Genomic DNA, 23,091 nt, shown 5'->3' on the forward strand with positions numbered 1-23,091 from the left:
GACACCCTGACTACACACTCTCAGACAAATCATGCTCAAAAAAATACTTACACGTGGCACCATCGGTCTCTTCCTACTGCTGCTCGCAGTGCTTGCCTACCTGCTGTTTGCCCCCGTGGCGATCCAGCCTGTCGCTTGGCAAGCGCCGCCCTATACCGGTTATACCGGAGCCCATGCCCGCAACCACGAACTGTCTGGCTTACAGGTCATATCCCTCGGCAACGAATCCGGCCCCGAGCATATTTTGCCCGGTCCTGACGGCAAGCTGTACGCGGCAGTGGCGTCCGGTGCGATCTTGCGTATGCAGCCCGACGGTTCACAACTTGACACCTGGATGTCGATGGGCGAACGCGTATTAGGATTTGCGTTTGACGCCAGGGGGCGCATGATCGTCGCCATGCCGTCACGCGGCTTGCTCATGATTGATCAGGACAAAAAAGTCAGTGATCTGGTCACGCAGGTTAATCAAGTCCCAGTGCAGTTTGTGGATGCCGTAGTGGTGGCCCAAAATGGCAAAATCTATTTCACCGATGCGACACAGCGTTTTGGCGTCAATGCATTTGGCGGCGTGCTGAATGCCAGCATGCTCGATTTTTTAGAACATTCCTGTACCGGACGCGTGCTTGAATACGATCCGGCATCGGCGGGTACCCGCGTATTAGCCGATGGATTCTGTTTTTCCAATGGCATCGCGCTCAGCCAGGATGAACAGCATCTGTTCGTCAGCGAGACCGCCGGTTATCGCGTATGGAAGCTTTCAATACTGGCGGATAAGTTGCAACTCCAGAATCCTCCGAATCCGCAACTGGCCTCAGTGGTGCTGGATAATTTGCCGGGTTTCCCGGACAACCTGATGCGCGGCACCGATGGCAAATTGTGGGTCGGCATCGTCAAACCGCGCAGCGCTGATTTCGACAAAATGTCGGTCAAGCCGTGGTTGCGCTCGCTGGTCCTGCGGCTGCCGCGCTCAATGTGGAAAGTGCCGCAAGATTACGGCCACGTGATTGCCTTCGATGAAACCGGCAAAGTACTCAAGGATATGCAAGACCCCAGCGGCGCCTATCCAGAAACCTCCGGCGTCACCGAAACCGCCGATCGCCTGTATCTCCAGAGCCTGCGCGCCCGCAGCATCGCCTGGCTGGCAAAAAAATGACGCGGCAGAACAACAGGCATCACGGAATTTTCTAAAGCGCAGATTGCCTTAAGAGAACACTTTCATCTGCATTGTCGAGACAAATGCATTGCCAAAACGCGAGGCAGTGGTATTTAACTTGATGCAAAGCAAAACTTGTCAAAAATACTTGGCTTGACTATATCAAAACGCTATAAAATTCTCTGCTGTAACACATTCATTCTTCCACAACTAAAGTGAGTCATTATGTCTAAATTATTGGATTACCTGAATATTCTGGATAAAGATGCAGCAGCGCGTGAAGCGCACAAAAAAGATCCGAAAGGCGCGATGAAAAAATTTGGGTTAAGTGATCATGAACAAGAAGCGTTTATTTCTGGAGATAAAAAGAGAGTTGCAAAGTTGATTGGTGTTCACGAAGATACTCTTCCTGCTATTCAAATGCCTCAATTTGCTGCTTAAAGAAAGCAAAATCTCGTGGCGAACTTAAAGTTAAATGCTAATTCTATATTTACTAATTTAATTTTTTTGATTGCCCTCCTTTTTTCATCAATTGCTGCTTCCGACGAACCAAATTCAAATAATGAGCTACTTAATTTAGCTACTCAATATTTAGGTTCAGCTCCAGAAAAAGCATTTGATACTTTTGCTAGACTTGAAAAACTGCGACCTACCTTTACTCCCAAGCAAACTGATAGGTACTATCTTCTCAAAGCTTCATGGCTGGGCTTTAGTGGTATGCATAGAGATCGAATCGAATTGATTCAATCTTATATTGCACAAGTTTCTGATATAGATAGCAAAGTCAAATTTTTATATGAGTTATCTGACGCATATACAAATCAAGGTGAGTATGAGAACGCTTTGAGTGCAATGAATCAAAGTATATCTCTGTTACCCCAAATATCGGATATGCAAGCAAAGCTAAGTATGTTGCAATCTGCAGCTACTTTGTTTAAGTCTTTGCATGCCTATGATGATGCTATTTTGTATGCTCAACGTATGTATCTAATAGATCCAAATAGATCTAACAAATTGGCGACATGTTTAGGGAGTAGTAATGAAATTGAAATTAACTTTTTGAGGGGATCCCGTAATTTAGCGAAAGCTGCTTTACCTATGGCGATTCAAGTTTGTCAGGAAAATGGAATTGCAGCAATTGCCCTTATGTTGAAAGCACTAGATGCCGTCGACTCAGTAAATTCTGGATTAACTGAGCAAGGTTTGAAAACAGGATTGACAGTATTAACTGAATTTGCAAAAACAAACGAAAATTCTGATTATGTAATTCAGTTAAAGGAAGGTATTGCCCGCGCATATCTGAAATTGAGCAATCTAAATCAAGCAGAACATTTTGCTGATCAAGCTTATCAACAGGCGAAATCAAGAAATCTTGTTCAATTATTAGAAAAAACTAGCAGAACCATGGCAGCAATCAAACGCGCACAAGGTCAATTCTCCAGCGCACTCGAATACTACGACACCAGCCTCGCGCTGAAAGACAAAATTCTCGACGATCAATTGCATAAAAATCTCGCTTATCAGCGCGTCAAATACGATAGCCAGGACAAGGCAAACCAGCTGAGTTTGCTCGAACAAAAAAACAAAACCCTGGCAATTGCGCGTCAGCTGGAGAAGCGCAATAATCAAAACCTGATTTTGCTGGTGACGCTGATCTCGGTCATGTTACTGATCCTGACTGCATGGCTGATCCGCATCTGGCAGCAAAAAAATCAATTCCGTGAGACCGCGCAAATTGATGGACTGACGCAGATCAGCAATCGCGCTCACTTTATTGCCGGCGGTGTGCAGGCGATGCAGTCGAATCATGCGGCGGTTAGTGTGATCTTGTTCGATATGGATTTTTTTAAACGTATCAACGACAGCTTCGGCCATGCGGTCGGTGATTGGGTGTTGCGCACTGTGGCAGAGAAAATCAAAACGCTGCTGGGAAAAAAAGACTTGTTCGGCCGTCTCGGCGGCGAAGAATTCGTGATCTGCGCACCGGGCGCTAGTGAAGCAGAGACGGTAGCGCTGGCAGAGCGCTGCCGTGTCGCCATCATGGAGATCGATACCAATCCCAGCGGCTATCGCTTCCCGATTTCTGCAAGCTTCGGTGTCGCCACCCGCGCCGCACATGCCTCTACCAGTTTTGAAGATATGCTGGCAGCCGCTGATAAAGCGCTGTACGTATCAAAAACAGATGGACGCAATCGCGTTTCGGCTTTTCAATAACACCCACATCAAAGTAATCAATGCCAAATACAAAAAAAGGAAAATTAGTCTGCGTCGGCACCGGCATGCGCATGGCTGGACAATTGACGCCTATCGCCCAGAGTTATATCGAAACCTCGGATGTCGTGGTAGCGGCGGTGCCGAATATTTTCACGCGCAAATGGTTGCAGGATATCGCTAAAGAATATGTGTGCCTGCTCGGCTATTACGCCGATTGCGATGAGGCGGGTAAAGACCGGCGCGATACTTATCGCCGTATGGCGGACACCATTCTGGCCGAGCTGCGCGCGGGTAAAAACGTGTGTGCGGCATTTTATGGGCATCCCGGTATTTTTGCCTGTATCTCGCACATGGCGATTGCCGACGCGCGGGCTGAGGGCTTCAGTGCCGAGATGGAGCCGGGGATTTCTGCGGAAGATTGCCTGGTCGCCGACCTGGGAATCGATCCGGGCAAACACGGCATGCAATCGATGGAGACGACGCAGTTCATGATCTACCAGCGCAGCATCGATCCTAGCGCCTTGCTGATCCTGTGGCAGCCGGGTATCGCCGGGGACTTGAGCCTGAAGCGTTTTGATACCAATGCCGAACGTTTGCAATTATTGGTAAATAAGCTGGCACGCGATTATCCGCTGGATCACGAAGTGATTTTGTATGAGGCGGCCACGCATCCGCTGGAACAAACCCGCATGGATCGCTTGCGCCTGGGCGACTTGCCGCAAGCCAATCTGAAGCAGATCACGACCCTGGTGATTCCGCCTGCCAGAGCGATGAAAATCGATCAGGCGATGATGGATTTGCTGAACGCGGCAGCTTAGGGCGCGTACAGGCATTGGACAAAATGATGGTATAGCAAACAATTGTAAAATCCTTAGCACTCAGATGAGATTGGCTTACTATGTGGTAAAACGCCTTCCGCTTGTTGACAAACTGGAGTACACATTTTGTCTCACTCTGCCGATTTGCCTCAAACTCAGTTCAATAACGCCTTGGCTATGTTGCATCAGCAGACCGATGCCATGATTGAGAGCCAGCCCGCCAGGACGATCGAGGTCTTAATGGAGGCGATCCGGACGGCGGATCGGGACGCCGACCCCAAGCTGCTGGGGGATTTGTACTGCAAAGTCGGCAATTGCCGCATCATGCTCAACGACCCGGTCGCCGTGCGCGACTTTGAGGCCGCGCTCGAATTCGCTGAAATCAGCAACAATGCATCGTTAAAAGCCGACGTGTTTCATGGCCTGGCGCGGACTTTTGTCACCTTCGGCGATACCAACAGCGCCCTGCAATATGGTGAAAAAGCCTTGCTGATCGGGCGCGAAGTCAATAATCCCAAAAAATTTGCCCAGATCCTGATCACGCTCGGCCTGATTTTTACTTATACCCAGCAGTTTGACCGCGGAATCGCCATGTATGCGGAGGCGCTGGAGTTATGCCAGCTGCATAACGATCAGGATGCGATGGCAAGGGTTAAAAATAATTGGGCCGATAATCTGGTCATGTATTTTGAGGCGCTGCACGAAGCCAATGCCTCGCCCAAAGTGGAGATGCTGGACGATTCGATCCGCTTTGCCCGCGAATCCCTGGTGCATGCGCAGAGCGGCTCCTTGCTCAGGACGCAGTTGCTGGCGACCGAGACGCTCGCCCATGCTTTGGAGGCGCGCGGTTTCTATAGCGTCGCCCTGGAAGAGCTGGCAGTCGGCCTGGCCAGCGCCTCTGGACATGGTTTTGCCAAAGAAGAACTGGATATCAAAGTCCGGATCGGTGCCTTGCTATTGCATATGGGGCAGATCGCCGAGGCGATTCAGTGCATGCTGGAAGCACGCGACTCGGCTTTGCGTATCGGCAATTACTCTTACATGGGCGATCTGCTAAAGATTTTATCGACCGCTTATGAAGCCAATCAGGAATTTGCCGCGGCGCTCAAAGCGTATAAGGAATTTCATAGCGTAACGCTGAAATCGCGCGATCAGCGCGCCCAGATCAGTGCACAGATTTTTGCTGCCAAAATGGATTTGGAGCGCGCGCAAAAAGAAGCGAATGTACATAAAACGCGGGTCGATCAGCTGGAAGACTTTAACCGCACCCTGCGGGTCCAGGTACATGAAGACACCTTGACCGGATTACCGAATCGCCGCGCCCTCGAAGAAAAAATGCATCAACACCTGACCGGCAGGGTGAGTAATATTGCGTTCGCCATGTGCGATATCGATTTCTTTAAAAAGGTCAACGATGATTATTCGCATCTGATCGGCGACGAAGTATTGCGCGAAGTCGGTCATTTGATACAATCCTGCCTGCGCTCCGGCGATCTGGCGGCCCGCATTGGCGGTGAAGAGTTCGCGCTGGTGCTGGATAGAACGGCCAAGGCAATGGAAGCTTGCGAACGTATCCGTAAAGCGATCGAGGCGAATGACTGGCAACGTATCGCGGCCGGTTTGCATATCACGATGAGTTTTGGTGTCACGGATATTCAACAAGGGGACGACCTCAAAGCGATGATGGGTCGTGCTGACGGCGCACTGTATCGTGCTAAGCACAATGGACGTAATCGCGTAGAGAAGGTCTAGTTACTTGTCAGCTTCAACGAATTTTCAGCCTGCCCCCACCACCACAATGACCTGCGATGTGCTGGTGATCGGCGGCGGCATCAATGGCGCCGGAATTGCACGCGATGCGGCCGGACGCGGCTTATCGGTGGTCTTGTGCGAGAAGGATGATCTCGCCTCGCATACTTCATCGGCATCTTCCAAGCTGATCCACGGCGGCTTGCGCTATCTTGAGTATTACGAATTCGGATTAGTCAGAAAATCCCTGATCGAACGCGAAGTGTTGCTGCGCTCGGCACCGCATATCATCACCCCGCTGCGCTTTGTCATGCCCCATATGACAGGGCTGAGACCCGCATGGATACTGCGCGTTGGGCTATTTCTATATGACTACCTGGCACCACGCGAACTATTGCCGTCGTCATGCGCCATCCAGCTCAGGCAGCATCCGGCCGGCGTTCCGCTGCAACCGCATCTGCTCAGGGGATTCGAATATTCCGACGGCTGGGTGGACGATGCGCGTCTGGTCGTATTGAATGCGATGGATGCGGCAGAACGCGGGGCGACGATACTGACACGTACCGCCTGCGAATCGGCACGCGAGCAAGACGGCAAATGGCATGCGCAATTGCGCAGCGCGGATGGCCAACTCACGGAAGTGCGCGCAGCCTCCTTAGTCAACGCCAGCGGTTCCTGGGCCGCCCAATTCCAGCAAATGGTCGCGCCTGAGCAGGCCGGCAAGACGCTACGCCTGATCAAGGGCAGCCATATCGTGGTCAAGCGCTTGTTTGAACACCCCTATGCCTACATCTTCCAGCATCCCGATGGCCGCATCGTGTTTGCGATTCCTTATGAGGATCAATTTACCCTGATCGGCACCACGGACATTGACTATCACGGCGATATCAACCAGGTCGCGATTGAACCGTCCGAGATAGATTATCTGTGCCAGCTCAGCAGCCTGTATTTCAAGCAGCCGATCAAGCCGGACGAGGTGCTGTGGTCCTACGCGGGCGTGCGTCCGCTGGTCGATGACGGCAGTGTCGATGCCAAGGCGATTACACGCGATTACCGTCTCGAATTATCGGGCGGCGGCGCTCCTATGCTGACCGTCTTCGGCGGCAAGATAACCACCTTCCGCAAACTCGCGGAAGAGGCGGTCGATATGCTGGCACCGGTGATCGCAGGCGAAAAATCGCGCAAAACAGCCTGGACTGCGGATGCCTGCCTGCCGGGCGGCGATATCTTTAGCAGTAAGCCAGAGAATCGTGCTGTACTGGAATTCGATGTGTTCATGCGCGCCCTGGCCGCTGACTATCCCTGGTTGCCTGCGACACTGCTGGCGCGCTACGCCCGCGCTTACGGCACGCGTATCCACCGGCTGCTGGAGGGACGCCATTCTCTGGCTGCCATGGGACAGCAGATCGTTGCAGGCTTATACGAAGCCGAAGCCGAATATCTGTTGTCGCATGAATGGGCGCGTACGGCGCAAGACATACTGTGGCGCCGTACTAAACTCGGTTTGCATAATGGCCCGGAGGCTTTAGCTATTCTCGACCAATGGATACAACAAGCCTGAGCATCCAGCTTGTTTCTGGACGGGCATCACACCCAAAGCAAAAATTGGCTCTGGCCGCTTAGCTTTTGTTTTTAACTCCATCTAAAAATGAAGATCGCCATAGTGAGTAATATTTGGCAATTGAGATGGTGTGTTACTTAAAATTTACAAATGTTCAATATCAAAAATTGCCTGCTCCTTGCTTCACTCCTTCTAATGCAGGCAGAAACATCTTTCGCTCAGGTAGATGATAAGCAAACCCAATCCGTCACCGTAACTTCGATGCGTGACCTGCAGTGGATGTCTTATCGTAAGGCGCACTATTCTTTGTGTACAAGTTGTGACTCGATCTTACAGGATGTGCCAGATCGTGAAAGTCCGCAGTTGTGCCCAATTCGGACGGACACATGAATTTGTTGAGCGTCCGCATAGGAGCAAAGTGGCCATACCATCGAATCCAGTAGACATAGGCTTAAACCGTGCGTAAGCTATGGCGCTTGTCACACAGACAATTTTTGAGGCGACTGAACACCTTGGCTTGTTTGGAAAATGCCGCGCAAGTGAACTGCGAGGCTTTCATGGAAGCTGTCCGCCTTTCCCGGTTATTTAGTACTGCGTATATTTGCAGTATATTGTTGAAAGCATTGCCGGGCAAAGGTTATGAAGTAACTGCCTAGCCAGGATAGACGGACGGACCGCCAGGTTAGGCGGAATTTTTTTCACCCTATTTGAAGTTAGCCCTCAGAGCATGGATCTACTCCAAGAGCAATTCGAGCAAGGCGTCGGCGATCGGTTCGCTTCGTGGATCAGTGCCGCCTATGGCGATCCATGCATATTCTTGCGAAGAGCCGATCGTGCCCCTGATCTCGTCTATTCCTATCGAGGGCGCGAGTTGTTCATCGAGATCACGGCTGCCTACTACGACGGAAGACACGCGAAGTTCCTTTGGAAAGGCGCGAAGAATGCGCCAGATGCTCCTGCTAGTTGGTGGGGAGAGAATCCTGACAAGTCGCTTGCCTCAGCCGTCTCCACGCGAGTTGCAGAGAAGGCAAAGAAGGCCTACGGTGCGAACACGGCTCTTCTCATCGAAGTGCCGCCCGGCGTCACCTCGGCGGAGCGACTCGAAGAACTTCTGTCGACACAGGTTCTGCCCGACACCAACTTCGCAGGAATATTCGTGGTCGGAACTTTCCCTATGACCACTAGCAGCGCCGGCGGCTATAGAGTCCTTTCACTCAAGCCCTTCTTGCAGAGTAAGGGCTAACCCCATCAATCGATGGGACGTCCAACATCTGGCTTCGCCAGTTGTCGGCCGCCCCTCATGTCAAACGTTATGTTGCAAGAATCTAATCAACCGCCCGAAGACCGTCGTCTGCCGAACCTAGCACGAGAGTCGTATATGAAGGAATACGCTGCGGCTGCATTGGCGCGCCAGTTTCCCACGCGCGAACAGTTCGACGCCTTTTACTCGCTGCTTACCGACGAACAGAAAGACGAGCTTCTGCGCGTCGGGTCCTATTACCTCTTTCTCGTCAAGCAGGGAGATTGGCATGTTGACGTCGATAATTCAAATCCCGTTGTCGATTACATCACAAACTCATTCAAGCTGGTTTCGCTCTTCTCACTCATTGAATCCATGTCGGGTGAGCGACATCAGGACTTCTATGACTGGCTGCAATGCCATCCCGACAAGGTATTTCCGATCCCGGACCGGGCCGCGCTGGAGGTACTTCATGAACAATACAAGAGCACGTTTGGCTCAATTCGCCGCTGTGTCGCCTTCTTCGAGCGCCTCGCGCCTTCTCGTCAGGCGGAACTGCTAAAGGTCGTCACCTTTAATCAGCAGCCGGCGAAATCGATCAAGCACGTTGCTCAGTTCCTTTATAACCTGCGAAGCAAGTTCGTACACGAGGGCGAGTTCGTTCTCGACCTCGCCAGCTTGCCGGTAATGTCGCAGCACAAGAACGCGATAACCATGACCTCACTATCAATGGATACGCTTCTTGAGATCTTCGAGGAGGGCGTTGTGGCCCAGTTCAGGCATCCGACATAACAGGTTCTTCGACGCGCATGCGCTTCGTGTGCGCCGGTCAAGTCAAACGTTAAAACATCAAATTTTCGAGTCGTGACCATCTCTTTTCAGTCCCAACTAGACCTACGTTCGACAACCGCGAGCGACAGCAATGTGCCGATTTCAGCCGCTCTTGATCTGACACACCATGTCAGGTCAGATTGCAACTGGTAGCTATTTACATAGGCTCCATGCGCTTTCTGGCGCAAAAAGCCGCCAGAAAGCGCGCCAGCATTGCGGGTTTTGTTTTAAAAATCACGGCACATCAAGGTGTTTTTCTCAAGGTTTCCCCATCAAGTGCTTATTGGCCGCAGTGATCGAACCATGTGAGCTTACGATGATGAGTTTCTCAATCAATAGCAAAACACGCCCGGTACAACATACCCGGGCGTGTTTTTGTTATCGCTTGCTTCAGTATTACTTCATTACCGTACGCGTACCCACAACTTCGATTGTGACGCGGCGATTTTTGGCGCGTCCTTCTTTGCTGCCGTTGTCGGCGATAGGTTGGGTTTTGCCTTTTCCTTCTGTGTAAATACGGGTGGCATCGATCCCTTTGGACACCAGGTAAGCTTTAACCGCTTCGGCACGGCGCAGGGATAATTTCTGGTTGTACGCGTCGGTACCCACGGAATCGGTATGGCCGACCGTTACCATGACTTCGGTATTCATCCCCTGCAGTTTATTCAGCATGTCATCCAGACTGGCTTTGCCCTCGGGCTTCACCAGCGAGCGGTCAAAATCAAATAAGGCTTCTGCGGCAAATGTGACTTTTTCCGAACTTGGTACCGGTGCTGGCATCGGCGCTGCTGGCGGTGCCGGTTCCATCACGACGGGCGCTGGTGTCGGTGCGGCTTGCGGTGCGTAGGCAACGGGTGCGCGCGTCGCAGGTCGCCCCAGTTTGTAGACCAGATTCACAGAATAAAAATCGGCGTCTCCGCGATTGCCGACCGCATCATTGAGTCGATAACGTTCTACTTCTCCGCGCACCGCCAGGGCTTCAGACAATTTATATTCAAGTCCGATACCTAGTTTGGGATTGAGCTTACGCTCGGAGGGATTGGGATTGGTCACGGCAAATAAGCGATCGCCCCTAAAATGAGCATCGGCTCTGGCGTAATTCACACCGGCGCGGGCATACGCGGACAGGCGTTCCGAGAGCGGAATCTGACCTAGTAAATCAAGGCTGACGCCCTTAAAACCGACTTGACCGTTGAGGGTTCCCGGAGGGGTCGTGGCGGCGTTAAAACCAAATTTCCCCAGATCAAAATAACTGGCTTCCAGCGCAAAATTTTGGTTCAGTTGCTTGCCCATAAAAAGTTTATACGCGGTATCGCGGTCATTGGAACGAAAATCGACGCTGCTGGCGCCGTTATCCATCAGGCTGCGTATGATTCTTTTATCGTCAATGGTGGCGCGTGATTTACCGATGCCGGCACCGATATACCATGCTGAATTTGCCCACTCTGGGTTGTTAAACTCATCATCGCCGAGTGCGATCTGACTGGTCAACATAGTGCAGCCGACAAGGCCGAGAGTGCCGAATTGTTTGAGTAATTTCATCATTTTCTCCATTCAAAGAAACCTGCTAACAGTTAAAGGTCAACAGTCGCTTTTTTTGTTTGAACAGGACAAGCCGTCAGGCTTGTCCATTTGGGTGGTTAGCTACTTATTTTGTTATCTTGTTATTGCGCAGAGTTGCTGCTGCGCCGGTCAATACGCGACCGTTTAGTAGCGATGCCCCATCACCTAAAGTGATCGCTGCGGCTTTGCCCATGATGGTGCCTTTGAATACACTATTCGCGCCTAAGGTTGTCGCTCCAACCGGCACCCAAAACACGCTGTCATAAGTTGCGCCATTGGTTAAGGCAACGATCGAGTTGGCAGTAGTATTCAGGGTTGAGCTGCTTCTGAATAAATACAAACCAGGTCCGCTCATGGTAAAGGTACCGGTAATGCTGATGGCACCTGCGTAGCAGTACACGCCGGGAGTGAGAGTCAAGCCGCCCAGGTCGATACCGGCTGCCGAATTGACGTCGCAAGTACGGCTATTAGCGTCCGTGATGGCGGTTTGCAGATCTGCCAGCGCATTAGTCAACACCGCACCTGATTTATAGTTGGTGAAACCGGCAGCCTGGACTGGGTCGGTGGTCTGCGATGGCGATCCCACATCACCTGTGACCAGCGTGGTGCCGCCGGCGTTATTGGTAATGGAGGTGCCGGCGAGTACGCCAAAGGTGGTAGCAGTGCCGAGATTAATGCCGCTTGCCGGTGGATTGACGGGCACAGTCACGATCAGGTTTGCGCTGCCCGATTTAGTGCCGGAAGTCGCCGAAATCATGGTTGCGCCAGCCGATACGCCGGTTGCCAGTCCGGTTGAGTTCACCGATGCAACAGCTGTATTGCCCGATGCCCAGATAGCCGACTGTGTGATGTTGACCGTCGAGTTATCCGAATAAGTGGCGGTTGCCGTGTAAGCCTGGGTAGCGCCGACCAAAATAGAAGCATTGGCTGGTGTGACTGTAATGGAGGACAGGGTCGCTGGAGGCGTAACGGGCGCTGCCGGAACCGTGATAATCGTGGTGGCCGATTGCGTTGCATAGCTTGCCGTAATAACTGCGCTACCGCCGGACAATCCCTTGCTCATTCCGGTGGTGCTATTGACGCTCGCGATAGCCGGACTGGCAGAAACGTAGGTGCTGACGTTAGTCAGATCGGCGGTAGTCTTATCCGAATAGGTTCCGGTCACCACCAGTTGAAGCGATGCCCCGATATTGACGGTGGGGTTAACCGGTGTCAGAGCAATCGAGACTAAGGCGGGTGGCAGCACGGTGACGTTAGCCGATCCCGTTTTGCTACGGAAGCTGGCCGTCATTGCCGCAGTGCCGCTGGCGACGCCGGTAGCAAGACCCGTCATACCATTGACAGTGGCAATGCCCGGTGCCGCCGAAGTCCATACCGACACCGCGGTGATATCGCGGGTTGATCCGTCTGCAAACGTTGCCGTCGCTACTAATTGCTGGGTGTTGCCAATGGCAACTGAGCTAGTCGCCGGAGTTACGGCGACGCTGGTTAAATCTGCAGCGGGCAATCCCAGTATCGGATCCCGTCCCTGATCGCCACCGCCGCATCCTGCGAGGAGGGCTGCCAGCAGGAATCCTGCAGAATAGAAGAGGTTACTACTGTAACGTTTAAGGCCGTTCATATTATTTCCTTCAGGTGGTTAACACTCATTAACACTCATAACGAAATCGTGTTTTTCTTTTGTGATCTATGTCAGATGGTTCTATTTAAGAGCGATGAGCAAATTGCGCTATGCGTAGAACTGGCGGGTGAATGATTTGTTGGCGGTACTTTTTCTTGACGCATCATTGACTTCGTGGCGGCTTCACATCACCTACCGGGTCGTGCACAGATCTTGATAGATTCAAAATGATTGATCGAAACAGAATTCGGCAAAGAGACTACAGACGAACTATTCGCCGATTCGGCCGCTTGATCTGTTGGCTGGCGCACATTGCGCAAAAAAAACGACAGTAAGCACGCAAGCCCGGCGCATCCATGCCCGGATCGAATGACGATCACCTGCTTCAGCGGGCACAAAATGCTGGACTGATGCTTATCTGATATTTATCCGCCCATCAAGGTTCACGACCATCTATTCCCTGATTTCTGCGCACTGTCGCATCCCGCTGGTCTTGTCTTTTGGATTTGCTTAAAGTCAAGATAAGCAAGCCGTATCGCCTCATTCAGCTACGGCATCCATCATTACCTGATCAGGGAGACAAGCCATGAACAAAGCCGACTACATGAACTCACTCAAGCAAGCTCTGCAGGGTTTGCCTGCATCGGTGATGGAAGAAACCATGTGGGATTACGAAGCGCAATTCGTCAATGCCCTGGTGGCAGGACGTACCGAAGAACAAGTCGCAGCCAGCTTGCCAGCGCCACAATTGGTTGCGGCGCAAAAGCGCAACAAACTCCGTCTGGAGGCATTTAAACAGCAAGCCAGTCCGGCCAATCTGGCTGGCCTGTTCGTATCCCTGATCGGCGTGATGGTCTTTAACTTCTTTATGATCATCCCTGCGATGGTGTATGCCAGCATGTTATTCACCGCCTTCATCGCATCGATGACTTTCTATGTCATGGGCATTGTCATTACCGCAGGCAGCTTGTCGGGCATTGAGCACTTCAAAGTCAATCTGCCATCGCATCATTACCACGCCACCATGAATGACGAAGACGAAGATTTATCTATTCGGTCGCGTTCCCGCGATGGCTTCAAAGTCGATATTTCATCGTCAGGCATCGTTGTCGAGGATCAGGAAAGCGCCTCTGCAAATAGTCCCGCAAATGCCGCTGCGAGCGCATCTGCCGCCAGTGCAACAAGCTCTGCCGAGCCTGTTGCGGTCGCCACGATGGCGGGCGTGAAGGTCGCGTCGGCCAGCATAACGACCGCCGCTCCCGGCCGGGTTGAGGTCAATGTAGAGAATAAATTGCGGCATTACAACGCACTGCAAGGCATCGGTATTTTGCTGGGCGGCATTGCCTTGTTCCTGCTGAGTTTGCTGATGACCAGATACACGTTCGTCGGTTTTAAAAACTATTTGCAATGGAATATTTCTTTGCTGCGCTTGCCGGTCAATGCTTAAGCCATCCATCTGGAACAGGAGAACATCATGAAAAAATTAATTAAAACCGGTCTCGGCATGTTGGTGCTGGCGATCGTCTTAATTGCGCTCAGCACCGCCGTCATGCGCGCTCATGCAGAAACCGGCGCGCCAGCTTCTGCCAGTGCTTCCGTCTCCAGGGAAACACGCACGATCGAGGCAGGTGTCGTCAATATCGTGATGAACGGCCCCATCGATCTGCTGCTCAAACAAGCGGCTGCACCGGAGCTGACGGTGCACGGCGAAACCAATATGCTGTCACGCGTGACGACCCGAATTGAAGGCCATACCTTGTACATCGGCACGCGTGGCATGTTTGTGCTGATACGTCAGCCCTTGATCGTGGAAATCGCTTTACCGGCATTGGAAAAATTGCAGATGCAGGGTAGCGGCGATGCCGGCATTAAAGGTTTTCGCGGTAAAAAAATGGATATCTCGATCCACGGTTCCGGCGACCTGCAATTCGATAGTGATTTCCAGGAAGTACAGGCCAGTGTAACCGGCAGCGGCGATATGAAGATGAATCTGGCGGCCAGCGAAAACGTGGACATCAGCATGACGGGTTCCGGCGATGTCGTGATCAAGGGGCAGGCCCGATCATTGAATGCCAGATTAACCGGTTCCGGCAATTTGGATGCCTCAGGTTTAAAGACCAGTCTGGCGAGCATCCATGCCAGCGGCTCATCCAATGCCAAAGTAACGGTCACACAAGAAATCAAAGGCCAATTGAGCGGCAGCGGCGACCTCAGAATTTACGGAAATCCGGCTAAACGCCAGCTCAGCAAAAGCGGATCCGGGAATATTTACTGGCAGTAAAAGTCGGGAAAATTGAAAGGATCTCGCTACCAGATCGCAGGGCAGAGAGTGGCGCTGGGCGCTACCCGAATGAGCGGCAAATCAATGCATGGCGGCCGGGAAATGGTGTCGCGCTACAACCACTGATTTTGGCATTTACATTGGAAAATATTGCTTCGCACCAAATATAATGTAGTAATGTTTCAGTAAAATGAAATAAAATTCGATGAGCATGACTTGGTAGTGAAACTCTATTTACTTGGGACAATTTTCTGCAATAATCGTTCCGCATTTGTAAAAAAAGTTACATACGTGGTGCGGATGTCTGCAACAACATAGCGACATGCCGGTTTTCCCTCTTAACTTGACCGACCCAGAATCATGACTGCTATCCAAAGTAAGTGCCTGACCGTGTTGCTTGTCGCTTTTTGTCTGATTACCGATGCCGTAGCCCAGGAAAACCCGATGCAATTCCTGAGCCGGGCGAATGCCAAAGTAGCCAAGGCCGCCGCATTGAAGACGCGCTGGGAAGGTCCGGTCGATGGACCTAAGTTACTCAAGAAGAAAAAAATCGTCTTCATCGCCTCCGACCTGAGCGATCCAAGTATCTCCGGCTTGTTTAATGGCGTCAAAGAAGCGATTAACGGTGCCGGCTGGGAAATCCTGTATATCGATTGCCGCGGTCGATGCAATCAGGGCGCCGCGATTGTGAGCCAGGCTCTGGATATGTCGCCGAACGGTATTATCCTGGCAGGTGTTGATGCCGCGGGGCAGGCAAAAGGACTGGCCGCCGCCGCACACGCCAAAGTCCCGGTGGTCGGCTGGCATGCCTCGATAAAGAGCGGCCCTGCCGATGGCCTGTTCACGAATATCACTTCGAATCCGAAAGAAGCCGCGCAGATCGCCGCTTTGTATGGCGTCGTCGAATCGAATAGCAAAGCGGGTATCGTGGTTTTTTCAGATACCTCGAATCCTTATTCCGTGGCTAAATCGAATGCGATTGTGGAAGTCATCAAGCAATGCGAAAGCTGCCGTTTGTTAAGCGTGGAAGATGTCCCAGTAGCGGAAGCCAACACCAAGATGCTGCATGTGGTGGAGAATCTGACCAAAAAATTTGGCGCTAAATGGACGCACGCGATTGGCGTCAATGACGTGTATTTTGATTTGATGGAGCGTCCGGCAATTGCCGCCCTGATCTCGACCAACAAGGTATCCGGCTTGTCGGCCGGTGATGGCTCGAGCGGCGCCTTTAAACGGATTCGTGCCAGCTCATTGCAAATCGGTACGGTGCCTGAGCCTTTGCTGATGCATGGCTGGCAACTAGTCGATGAACTCAATCGCGCCTTCTCCGATGTTGCGCCTAGCGGTTACGTGACCCCCGTGCATTTGGTCACCGCACAAAATATCGCGTATGACGGCGGACCGAAAAATGTGTTTGATCCGGGTAACGACTATCGCAGCCAATACCAAAGAATCTGGGCCAAATAAGCGAAGCGCTTAATCCGTAAAGCCAGTAATTCACGAAGGGCGATCAGGCAACTGGTCGCCCTTCTTGCGTTGGTACGGGCCGCCGGTCATAACAACATCTAGGTTTGCCGGTGAAATAGAATTACAATGCGCGCATGAAAAAAGACGGAAAAAATAGAACTGCCGAAACGCCCCGGGCCATCGTGATCGGCGGCGGTCCGGCCGGCTTGATGGCAGCCGAAACCATGGCTGATGCAGGCATCCAGGTCGACCTCTACGACGCGATGCCTTCGGTCGGCCGCAAGTTTTTATTGGCAGGGAAAGGCGGCATGAATCTCACGCATTCCGAGCCTGCAGACGCCTTCCGGGCACGCTATCGCGAACGCCAGAGCGAGTTGGCGCCGATGCTCGCCGAGTTTGGCGCACAGGAGTTACGGGCATGGGCTGATGGTTTGGGAATTGCCACCTTTATCGGCAGTTCGGGACGGGTATTTCCGGTCGATATGAAAGCCGCGCCCTTGCTGCGCGCCTGGCTGCATCGCTTGCGACAAGCGGGGGTGCGATTTCATATGCGCCATCGCTGGCTGGGCTGGGATGGCGACGATTATGTGTTTGTCACCCCGGACGGCGAACAAAGCGTAGCGGCCGCTGCCGCGGTATTGGCACTGGGCGGCGGCAGTTGGGCGCGCCTGGGGTCGGACGGCGCATGGGTGGCGCCTTTGCAGCAACGCGGCATCGCGGTTGCGCCTTTAATGCCGTCCAATTGCGGTTTCGATGTGGCCTGGTCGGATTACTTGCGACAGCGTTTTGCCGGACAGGCATTGATGACGGTGGCCGCCCGGTTTGAACAGGACGACGGTACGCCGCTGGTGCGCCAGGGACAATTTGTGATCACGCAGAACGGCGTTGAAGGCAGCCTGATTTACGCCTTGTCCGCCTTGTTGCGCAATCGTATTGCGAGTCGCGGAACAACGCTTCTGCATCTCGATCTGGCGCCGGGCAAGAGTGCCGAACGCGTCACGCAAGAAGTCCTGCAGCCACGCGGATCGCGCTCGCTCTCCAGTCATCTGCAAAGTAAAGTCGGGCTCGATGCATTGAAGACGGCTTTGCTGCGGGAATGTTTAGCGCCTGAGCAATTTCAACAACCGGCTTTGCTGGCGGCGGCGATCAAAGCCCTGCCCTTAGTTTTACACGCGGCCCGGCCGATTGATGAAGCGATCAGCAGCGCAGGCGGGGTGCGTTTCGACGCGCTGGATGCCGGGCTCATGCTGCGTAATGCGCCCGGCGTTTTTTGTGCCGGTGAAATGCTGGACTGGGAAGCGCCGACGGGCGGCTATCTGCTGACCGGATGTTTTGCAACCGGCAAACGAGCGGGATCCGGCGCGATCGAATGGCTGGCACGGCAAGAATAAATCATCTTATGTCAGGACCTACTGCAAAGTTGGCCGCTGCTGCAGTCGGCATGGAATCATTGTCTGCAAAGCTTTCACGAGCATGGCGCTTTATGCTGTGTTATAAATGAGCTGTTCCGTTTTAATCGCCAGCTCATGTCTCTATCCGAATCTACCCATTCCGTTCTTCCGGAAACGGCGCAACGCGTCGCCCGGCTGTTGCAACAACTGGCACACGACCAAAGCATCGTGATGCTGCCGGCTACCGGTAAAACTTCCGCCGAAGCCGCCGCAGGTCTCGGTTGCAGCGTCGCCGAAATCGCCAAATCCATCGTGTTCCGCCGCTTGTCCGATAATGCCGCCGTGATGGTGGTTGCCAGCGGCAGCAATCGCGTCGACGAAGCCAAAGTCGCTGCCATTGTTGGTCCCTTGGGCAAGGCCGATGCGAAGTTCGTCAAAGAAAAAATCGGCTATGCCATCGGCGGCGTTTGTCCGATTGGCCATATCGAAAAAACCGTCATGCTGATCGACCGGGACTTGCTGCAATATCCCGCAGTCTGGGCCGCTGCCGGCCACCCGCATGCCGTGTTTAAACTCACACCGACGCAGTTAGTCAGCATGACCGAGGCACCGGTCGTCGATATCGCGTTGAGGGCGGCCTGATGAGCATCCTGTACGACTATGATCCTGCCGCCGCGCATGCGCCGCTGAACGATGTGCCGTCACCGTGCATAGGAATCTGCAGGATGAACAGTTCGCAGCAATGGTGCGTCGGCTGCTTCCGCACCATTGATGAGATCACACTATGGAGCCGCGCCACCAACGACGCCAAGCGCCGCATCTGGATAGAGATCAAACAGCGCATGTTTGAACCGGGCTAGTTTAACCATATTAGGACTGAGGCAAAACCCAAAACCGCTCACTACAGAGACACGGAGACACAGAGAAAAGGCAAGAGGAACCGGCTTCATGCGGTGTTGATATCAAAACGAAGCCGCAAGCTGGATGCGCCTGTTGGCACGAAATGCCTCTGAAAGCCGCATCCAGCCTGCGGCTTCAATGTACATGGTGGTAAGCAGCTTGCCGTTTTGCGTAAGTCCTAGTAAGTCCTCAATACAAGCGATCACATTCATGTCCCACGCTGAAATGCCACGAACAGAACTGCCCGCCGGCTTACAGGTATTCGAGCGTGGCTGGCTGTCGTCGAACAATATTTTATTCATCGATGCCAACTCGACTGCCTTGGTCGACAGCGGCTACATGACGCATGCCGCTCAAACGCTGGCGCTGGTACAGCATGCGCTGCAAGGCCGTCCACTTGAGCTGCTGATCAATACCCATCTGCATTCCGACCATTGCGGCGGCAACGCGGTATTGCAGCAGGCCTATCGATGCCGCACCTTGATTCCGGTCGCCGATGTGCTAGCGGTGGCTGCCTGGGATGAAGACCTGCTGACGTTCAAGGCGACCGGACAACGCTGTCAGCGCTTTACTTTTGATGACAGCTTATCCCCAGGCCAGCAACTTCATCTGGGCGGGCTGACATGGCAGGCGCTGGCGGCGCCGGGGCATGATCCCCACTCGTTCATGCTGTATTGCGCCAGCGAAGCCATCCTGATCTCTGCCGACGCGCTGTGGCAAAACGGTTTCGGCGTGATTTTTCCTGAGCTGGAAGGCGAGTCGGGTTTCGCCGAGCAAGCCGCCGTATTGAACCTGATTGAAGCGCTGGATGTACGCATCGTGATCCCTGGGCATGGCGCGCCGTTTAGCGATGTTGCCGACGCATTGGAACGTGCCCGCAGCCGGCTCGATTATCTGTCGGCTGATCCCAGGCGCAATGCACGCAATGCCCTCAAGGTCATGATCGCGTTTCAATTGCTGGAATCGCAGCAACTACCGCTGCCGCAGATCAGACAGGCATTCAATCGCAATCGCCTGATGCAAGCATCGGCAAGTCTGTTGGATGAACCGCTGGATCCATTGCTGGAATCACTGACTGCTGATCTGGTCAAATCCGGCGTCGCCCGTCTGCAAGGCGGTAGTTTAGTTAGTACGCGCTGACGCATTTTGTTGAAACCGAAAAGACTCTCCCAGCGAATAAGATATAGAACTCATTTCGGAGGTGGCGTGACAGTCTGGCTCAAAATATTACTTTCCTTTAGCGCATTGCTGATCCTGTTCGGGCTGGTTGCGGCGTGCTCACCAGTGCGGACGATTAATGCGCTGACCCCGGGTTCGGCCTATGTCAAGACGGCTGACGTCGCCTATGGCCTGGATCCCAGACAAAAACTGGATATCTACACACCTAGCAAAACCTCGCCCACCGGTAGCTGGCCGGTGGTGGTTTTTTTCTACGGCGGTACCTGGAACTCGGGCCAGCGCGCGGACTATCTGTTTGTGGCCGAGGCGCTGGCATCGCGCGGCATTCTTTGCGTGCTTGCCGATTACCGGCTGTATCCACAAGTCCGCTACCCGGCATTTTTACAGGATGGCGCCTTAGCCATGGCTTATGTCAGCAAAGAAATCCAGCATTACGGCGGCGACCCCAAGCGCCTGTTCGTGATGGGACACAGTGCCGGTGCTTACAATGCGGCGATGCTGGCGCTCGATCCGCGCTGGCTGGCAGAGGTCGGCATGCAGCCATCGGCGTTGCGCGGCTGGATAGGCCTGGCCGGACCGTATGACTTTATTCCGATTACCAATGTCGAAGCGCGTCCGGTATTTTTTTATCCGGACACACCAGCTGATTCACAGCCGATCAACCATGTCAGCAGCGGCGCGCCGTCGAGTTTGCTGATCGCGCCGCTGGAAGACAAGTTGGTCAACCCGGTGCGCAATACGACCGGCCTGGCGAACAAGCTGCGTGCCGCCGGTGTGCCGGTACAGGAATTTCATTTCGACAAAACCAGTCACGTCAGTCTCATCGGCAGCATGGCCTGGCCTTTGCGCAGCCTGGCACCGACCCTGGATACGGTCAGCCAGTTTGTGCTAAGCGACGCAGGCAGAAATCCAGCACCGCTGGTATCGCACTAATCCGATTTAGTCATTAAGATGGATTGGTGACAGGGTTTAATTTCTTCAGCCCGATTTGTCCGTTTAAAAACCGGCCTAGCCAGGTATGACGTACCAGCAATTGATAACTGAGCAGGCACGTGGCTGTGGTCAGCACAATATTACAGCCCATCCTTCCAATGGCATTGAGCGGACTGTCGTATAGCAAAGCCCCAAAACCGATGGTCGCCAGCAGATGTACCAGATACACCCAGTAAGAACTGTCGGCGATATACGCTAAACCACGATTCTGCTTTGGCAGGTAATGTAAAAAAAGTCCTATCAATCCAAAGCACCACAGCCAACTGACGCAGTTATACAAGAGAGCCATTCCTGCCTTGAGCGGCAGCAGTGTGTCTTGCAAAGATTCAAGGCGTTTGAAGAGCGCCAGATAGACGAATAGGACAAGGAAACCCGCCAGCATATAACGCCAGCGATAGCGCACATATAAAGCCAGCAAGTCGGACTGATGTCGATACAGGTAACAGCCGAATAGAAAAAACATCCCGTTATGAATGAACTCGGCCGGATTCGGAATAAATGACCCGCCTGGCATCACCACGCCGCCGCGATATAAAAAACCGGTCAGGGCCAATGGCAATGCCAATACAGTGAAACCCCACCATTTTTCTGATAATGTTTTCCAAATGCTGGCAATGCGTGTTTTATGTGCTTCGGTCAGGTACTTGCTCAGGTGATGCGTTACGGCAGTAGTCAGGCAAAATAAGATCAGGTAATAGATAAACCACAGATGTGCGGTATTCACCAAGGGCTTGTCCGGTATCTTTGGAACAATCGATGCATCCAATCCGACTGTGCCATAGAGGTTCAGATGCGCGTACAAACTCACCAGCAAACCCGATGCGAGAAAGAGCACAGGCCAGAACAACATAAAAGGCAAAGCAAGGCGACGCATGCGATTGTGCAGCATCCCTTCAACACCGCGTTGATGTATCTGCAGCGTAACAAAAAACCCCGCTAATATAAAAAATACCGGCATACGAAATACATGAATCACGACCACCAGCAAATCAGCCAGCAAGGTGCTTTGATTATCATGCCACGGCAATATCCTCGGCCCTGCCGTGTAATTGACAGAAACATGCAACACGATGCCCAGCCACATCATGATTGCGCGCAGGTTGTCGAGTGAATGCAGGCGTTGTCCTTGGCTCATGAAATACTTTCTATGATGAATACCGGCTTCAAATCCAAATACCAGTCAGGCTATCCAAAAAAATTCTACAGGCGATACATCCAATCGTTTTCATTCTTCTGGATGTCGTTCAAAATCTGCTGAGGGCTGCGCCCGGTAATTTCTTTACAGTCCCTGACCATATGCGATTGATCCGCATAACCCTGAGCGCTGGCATGCTCTGCCCAATTCAAAGGCTTACCCTGATCCAGGGTTTCTTTCAATTTGTGATGACTACGTTTAGCACGCCATAATTTAGATAAACCGAGCAAAGGCAAGCCAGTTTCACGGCGCACCCGACGTTGCGCCTGCCGCGCACCGACTCCGAGCAAGATACTGGTCACACGCAGACTAAGATTGCTGCCCAGACGTCTGAGTTTGAGCCAGGGATTGCTCTCCAAACGATGTGCGTGCGCCGCGACAAACTCTTCAATCAAAACACGTCTTTGCGTATGATCCGATGCCGCCGCGACTGCCTGTAATAAATCCCGTCCCGCTGCATTCAGGTAGTCGCACGCATCGACAAACCGATCTTGCAGCAGCGACAGGTCAACCTCAAACAAGCGATGAAACGCATCTGAAAAAAATACCGCCATAAAGCTATGTCGATCACCGATATTGATCGAGTTGCCGTAGTGACTCTGGCAACCAACCAGAGCAATACGCGGCAAGCGCTGATCACGCACTTGTTCACCTTGCTGCAGCAAATGCACTTCACCTTCCAGCATCCAGGAGATGCAGCAAAACGGCGTTGCAGGAAAACGATTCATGCGCTCGGTCTCGCTCAATCCGCAGCCGCGCGTGTCCCGTACCACGTACATCAGGACATGCTCAGTCCAGCGCGTGCTGGCCGGCCACATGCTGGTTTGCGGACTATTTTTGAGATTGGTCTCTGACATGGAAGAAATAGTATCCGGATGAAAGGGCAAGGTATTGAACGATTACGACATTGATGCAAGTAAATTTAAGTCAATTTT

Annotated in this window: 22 protein-coding genes; 17 read left to right on the plus strand and 5 right to left on the minus strand. The window is 52.7% G+C overall.

The window, feature by feature from the left end:
• The first annotated feature begins 31 nt into the window (after positions 1–31).
• From LPB67_RS09780 to LPB67_RS09820, 9 genes are all read left to right on the plus strand, one after another.
• Positions 32–1,153, plus strand: coding sequence for an SMP-30/gluconolactonase/LRE family protein (locus LPB67_RS09780; protein ID WP_262836970.1), 1,122 nt, complete (start codon positions 32–34; stop codon positions 1,151–1,153).
• Between the two features lie 225 nt (positions 1,154–1,378).
• Complete coding sequence (locus LPB67_RS09785) at positions 1,379–1,594, plus strand: hypothetical protein (RefSeq protein ID WP_262836971.1); 216 nt, start codon at positions 1,379–1,381, stop codon at positions 1,592–1,594.
• 15 nt (positions 1,595–1,609) lie between these two features.
• Positions 1,610–3,367, plus strand: coding sequence for a GGDEF domain-containing protein (locus tag LPB67_RS09790; RefSeq protein WP_262836973.1), 1,758 nt, complete (start codon positions 1,610–1,612; stop codon positions 3,365–3,367).
• 20 nt (positions 3,368–3,387) lie between these two features.
• Positions 3,388–4,185: an SAM-dependent methyltransferase gene (locus LPB67_RS09795; RefSeq protein ID WP_262836975.1), complete on the plus strand. Its 798-nt coding sequence runs from the start codon at positions 3,388–3,390 to the stop codon at positions 4,183–4,185.
• Between the two features lie 126 nt (positions 4,186–4,311).
• Positions 4,312–5,937 carry a GGDEF domain-containing protein gene (locus LPB67_RS09800; RefSeq protein ID WP_262836977.1) on the plus strand — a complete coding sequence of 542 codons (1,626 nt, stop codon included), beginning with the start codon at positions 4,312–4,314 and terminating at the stop codon, positions 5,935–5,937.
• A 46-nt stretch (positions 5,938–5,983) separates the two neighbouring features.
• Positions 5,984–7,495 carry a glycerol-3-phosphate dehydrogenase gene (glpD, locus tag LPB67_RS09805; RefSeq protein ID WP_262836978.1) on the plus strand — a complete coding sequence of 504 codons (1,512 nt, stop codon included), beginning with the start codon at positions 5,984–5,986 and terminating at the stop codon, positions 7,493–7,495.
• A gap of 727 nt (positions 7,496–8,222) precedes the next feature.
• Positions 8,223–8,738 carry a hypothetical protein gene (locus tag LPB67_RS09810; RefSeq protein WP_262836979.1) on the plus strand — a complete coding sequence of 172 codons (516 nt, stop codon included), beginning with the start codon at positions 8,223–8,225 and terminating at the stop codon, positions 8,736–8,738.
• A gap of 135 nt (positions 8,739–8,873) precedes the next feature.
• Positions 8,874–9,527: a hypothetical protein gene (locus tag LPB67_RS09815; RefSeq protein ID WP_262836981.1), complete on the plus strand. Its 654-nt coding sequence runs from the start codon at positions 8,874–8,876 to the stop codon at positions 9,525–9,527.
• Between the two features lie 209 nt (positions 9,528–9,736).
• Positions 9,737–9,862 (plus strand): hypothetical protein, encoded by a 126-nt coding sequence (locus LPB67_RS09820; RefSeq protein WP_262836982.1) that lies wholly within the window; start codon positions 9,737–9,739, stop codon positions 9,860–9,862.
• A gap of 100 nt (positions 9,863–9,962) precedes the next feature.
• On the opposite strand, the gene LPB67_RS09825 is transcribed toward LPB67_RS09820, so the two are convergent.
• Both LPB67_RS09825 and LPB67_RS09830 read right to left on the minus strand, forming a co-directional pair.
• Complete coding sequence (locus tag LPB67_RS09825; RefSeq protein WP_262836984.1) at positions 9,963–11,108, minus strand: OmpA family protein; 1,146 nt, start codon at positions 11,106–11,108, stop codon at positions 9,963–9,965.
• A 106-nt stretch (positions 11,109–11,214) separates the two neighbouring features.
• Complete coding sequence (locus tag LPB67_RS09830) at positions 11,215–12,750, minus strand: Ig-like domain-containing protein (RefSeq protein ID WP_262836986.1); 1,536 nt, start codon at positions 12,748–12,750, stop codon at positions 11,215–11,217.
• 586 nt (positions 12,751–13,336) lie between these two features.
• Between LPB67_RS09830 and LPB67_RS09835 the strand changes: the two genes are divergently transcribed.
• The 6 genes from LPB67_RS09835 (at position 13,337) to LPB67_RS09860 (ending at position 18,749) form a co-directional block, all read left to right on the plus strand.
• A complete protein-coding gene (locus LPB67_RS09835) occupies positions 13,337–14,197 on the plus strand; it encodes a DUF1700 domain-containing protein (RefSeq protein WP_262836987.1) in 861 nt (286 codons plus the stop codon).
• Between the two features lie 27 nt (positions 14,198–14,224).
• Positions 14,225–15,031, plus strand: coding sequence for a head GIN domain-containing protein (locus LPB67_RS09840; RefSeq protein ID WP_262836988.1), 807 nt, complete (start codon positions 14,225–14,227; stop codon positions 15,029–15,031).
• Between the two features lie 360 nt (positions 15,032–15,391).
• Positions 15,392–16,498: a substrate-binding domain-containing protein gene (locus LPB67_RS09845; RefSeq protein WP_262836989.1), complete on the plus strand. Its 1,107-nt coding sequence runs from the start codon at positions 15,392–15,394 to the stop codon at positions 16,496–16,498.
• Between the two features lie 134 nt (positions 16,499–16,632).
• Entirely contained in the window at positions 16,633–17,889 is a 1,257-nt protein-coding gene (locus LPB67_RS09850; RefSeq protein WP_262836990.1) for a TIGR03862 family flavoprotein, read from the plus strand.
• A 135-nt stretch (positions 17,890–18,024) separates the two neighbouring features.
• Entirely contained in the window at positions 18,025–18,531 is a 507-nt protein-coding gene (locus LPB67_RS09855) for a YbaK/EbsC family protein (protein WP_262836992.1), read from the plus strand.
• The gene (locus tag LPB67_RS09860; protein WP_262836994.1) at positions 18,531–18,749 is read left to right on the plus strand and encodes a DUF1289 domain-containing protein; all 219 of its coding nucleotides are present in this window, start codon (positions 18,531–18,533) and stop codon (positions 18,747–18,749) included. The genes LPB67_RS09855 and LPB67_RS09860 overlap by 1 nt, the downstream gene beginning before the upstream one ends.
• Before the next feature lie 102 nt (positions 18,750–18,851).
• Here LPB67_RS09860 and LPB67_RS09865 read toward each other — a convergent pair whose 3' ends face one another.
• Complete coding sequence (locus LPB67_RS09865; RefSeq protein ID WP_262836995.1) at positions 18,852–19,001, minus strand: hypothetical protein; 150 nt, start codon at positions 18,999–19,001, stop codon at positions 18,852–18,854.
• Positions 19,002–19,014: 13 nt separating this feature from the next.
• Between LPB67_RS09865 and LPB67_RS09870 the strand changes: the two genes are divergently transcribed.
• Both LPB67_RS09870 and LPB67_RS09875 read left to right on the plus strand, forming a co-directional pair.
• On the plus strand, positions 19,015–19,929 hold the full coding sequence (locus tag LPB67_RS09870; RefSeq protein WP_262836996.1) for an MBL fold metallo-hydrolase: 915 nt from the start codon (positions 19,015–19,017) through the stop codon (positions 19,927–19,929).
• A 66-nt stretch (positions 19,930–19,995) separates the two neighbouring features.
• Positions 19,996–20,901 carry an alpha/beta hydrolase gene (locus LPB67_RS09875; protein WP_262836997.1) on the plus strand — a complete coding sequence of 302 codons (906 nt, stop codon included), beginning with the start codon at positions 19,996–19,998 and terminating at the stop codon, positions 20,899–20,901.
• A gap of 13 nt (positions 20,902–20,914) precedes the next feature.
• Here LPB67_RS09875 and LPB67_RS09880 read toward each other — a convergent pair whose 3' ends face one another.
• Together LPB67_RS09880 and LPB67_RS09885 are read right to left on the minus strand one after the other, a co-directional pair.
• The gene (locus LPB67_RS09880) at positions 20,915–22,096 is read right to left on the minus strand and encodes an acyltransferase family protein (protein WP_262836998.1); all 1,182 of its coding nucleotides are present in this window, start codon (positions 22,094–22,096) and stop codon (positions 20,915–20,917) included.
• Between the two features lie 65 nt (positions 22,097–22,161).
• Positions 22,162–23,013 carry a helix-turn-helix domain-containing protein gene (locus LPB67_RS09885; RefSeq protein WP_262836999.1) on the minus strand — a complete coding sequence of 284 codons (852 nt, stop codon included), beginning with the start codon at positions 23,011–23,013 and terminating at the stop codon, positions 22,162–22,164.
• Between the last annotated feature and the right edge of the window lie 78 nt (positions 23,014–23,091).

Origin of the sequence: Undibacterium sp. Jales W-56 (assembly GCF_025548535.1) — a bacterium.
GTDB lineage: Bacteria > Pseudomonadota > Gammaproteobacteria > Burkholderiales > Burkholderiaceae_D > Undibacterium.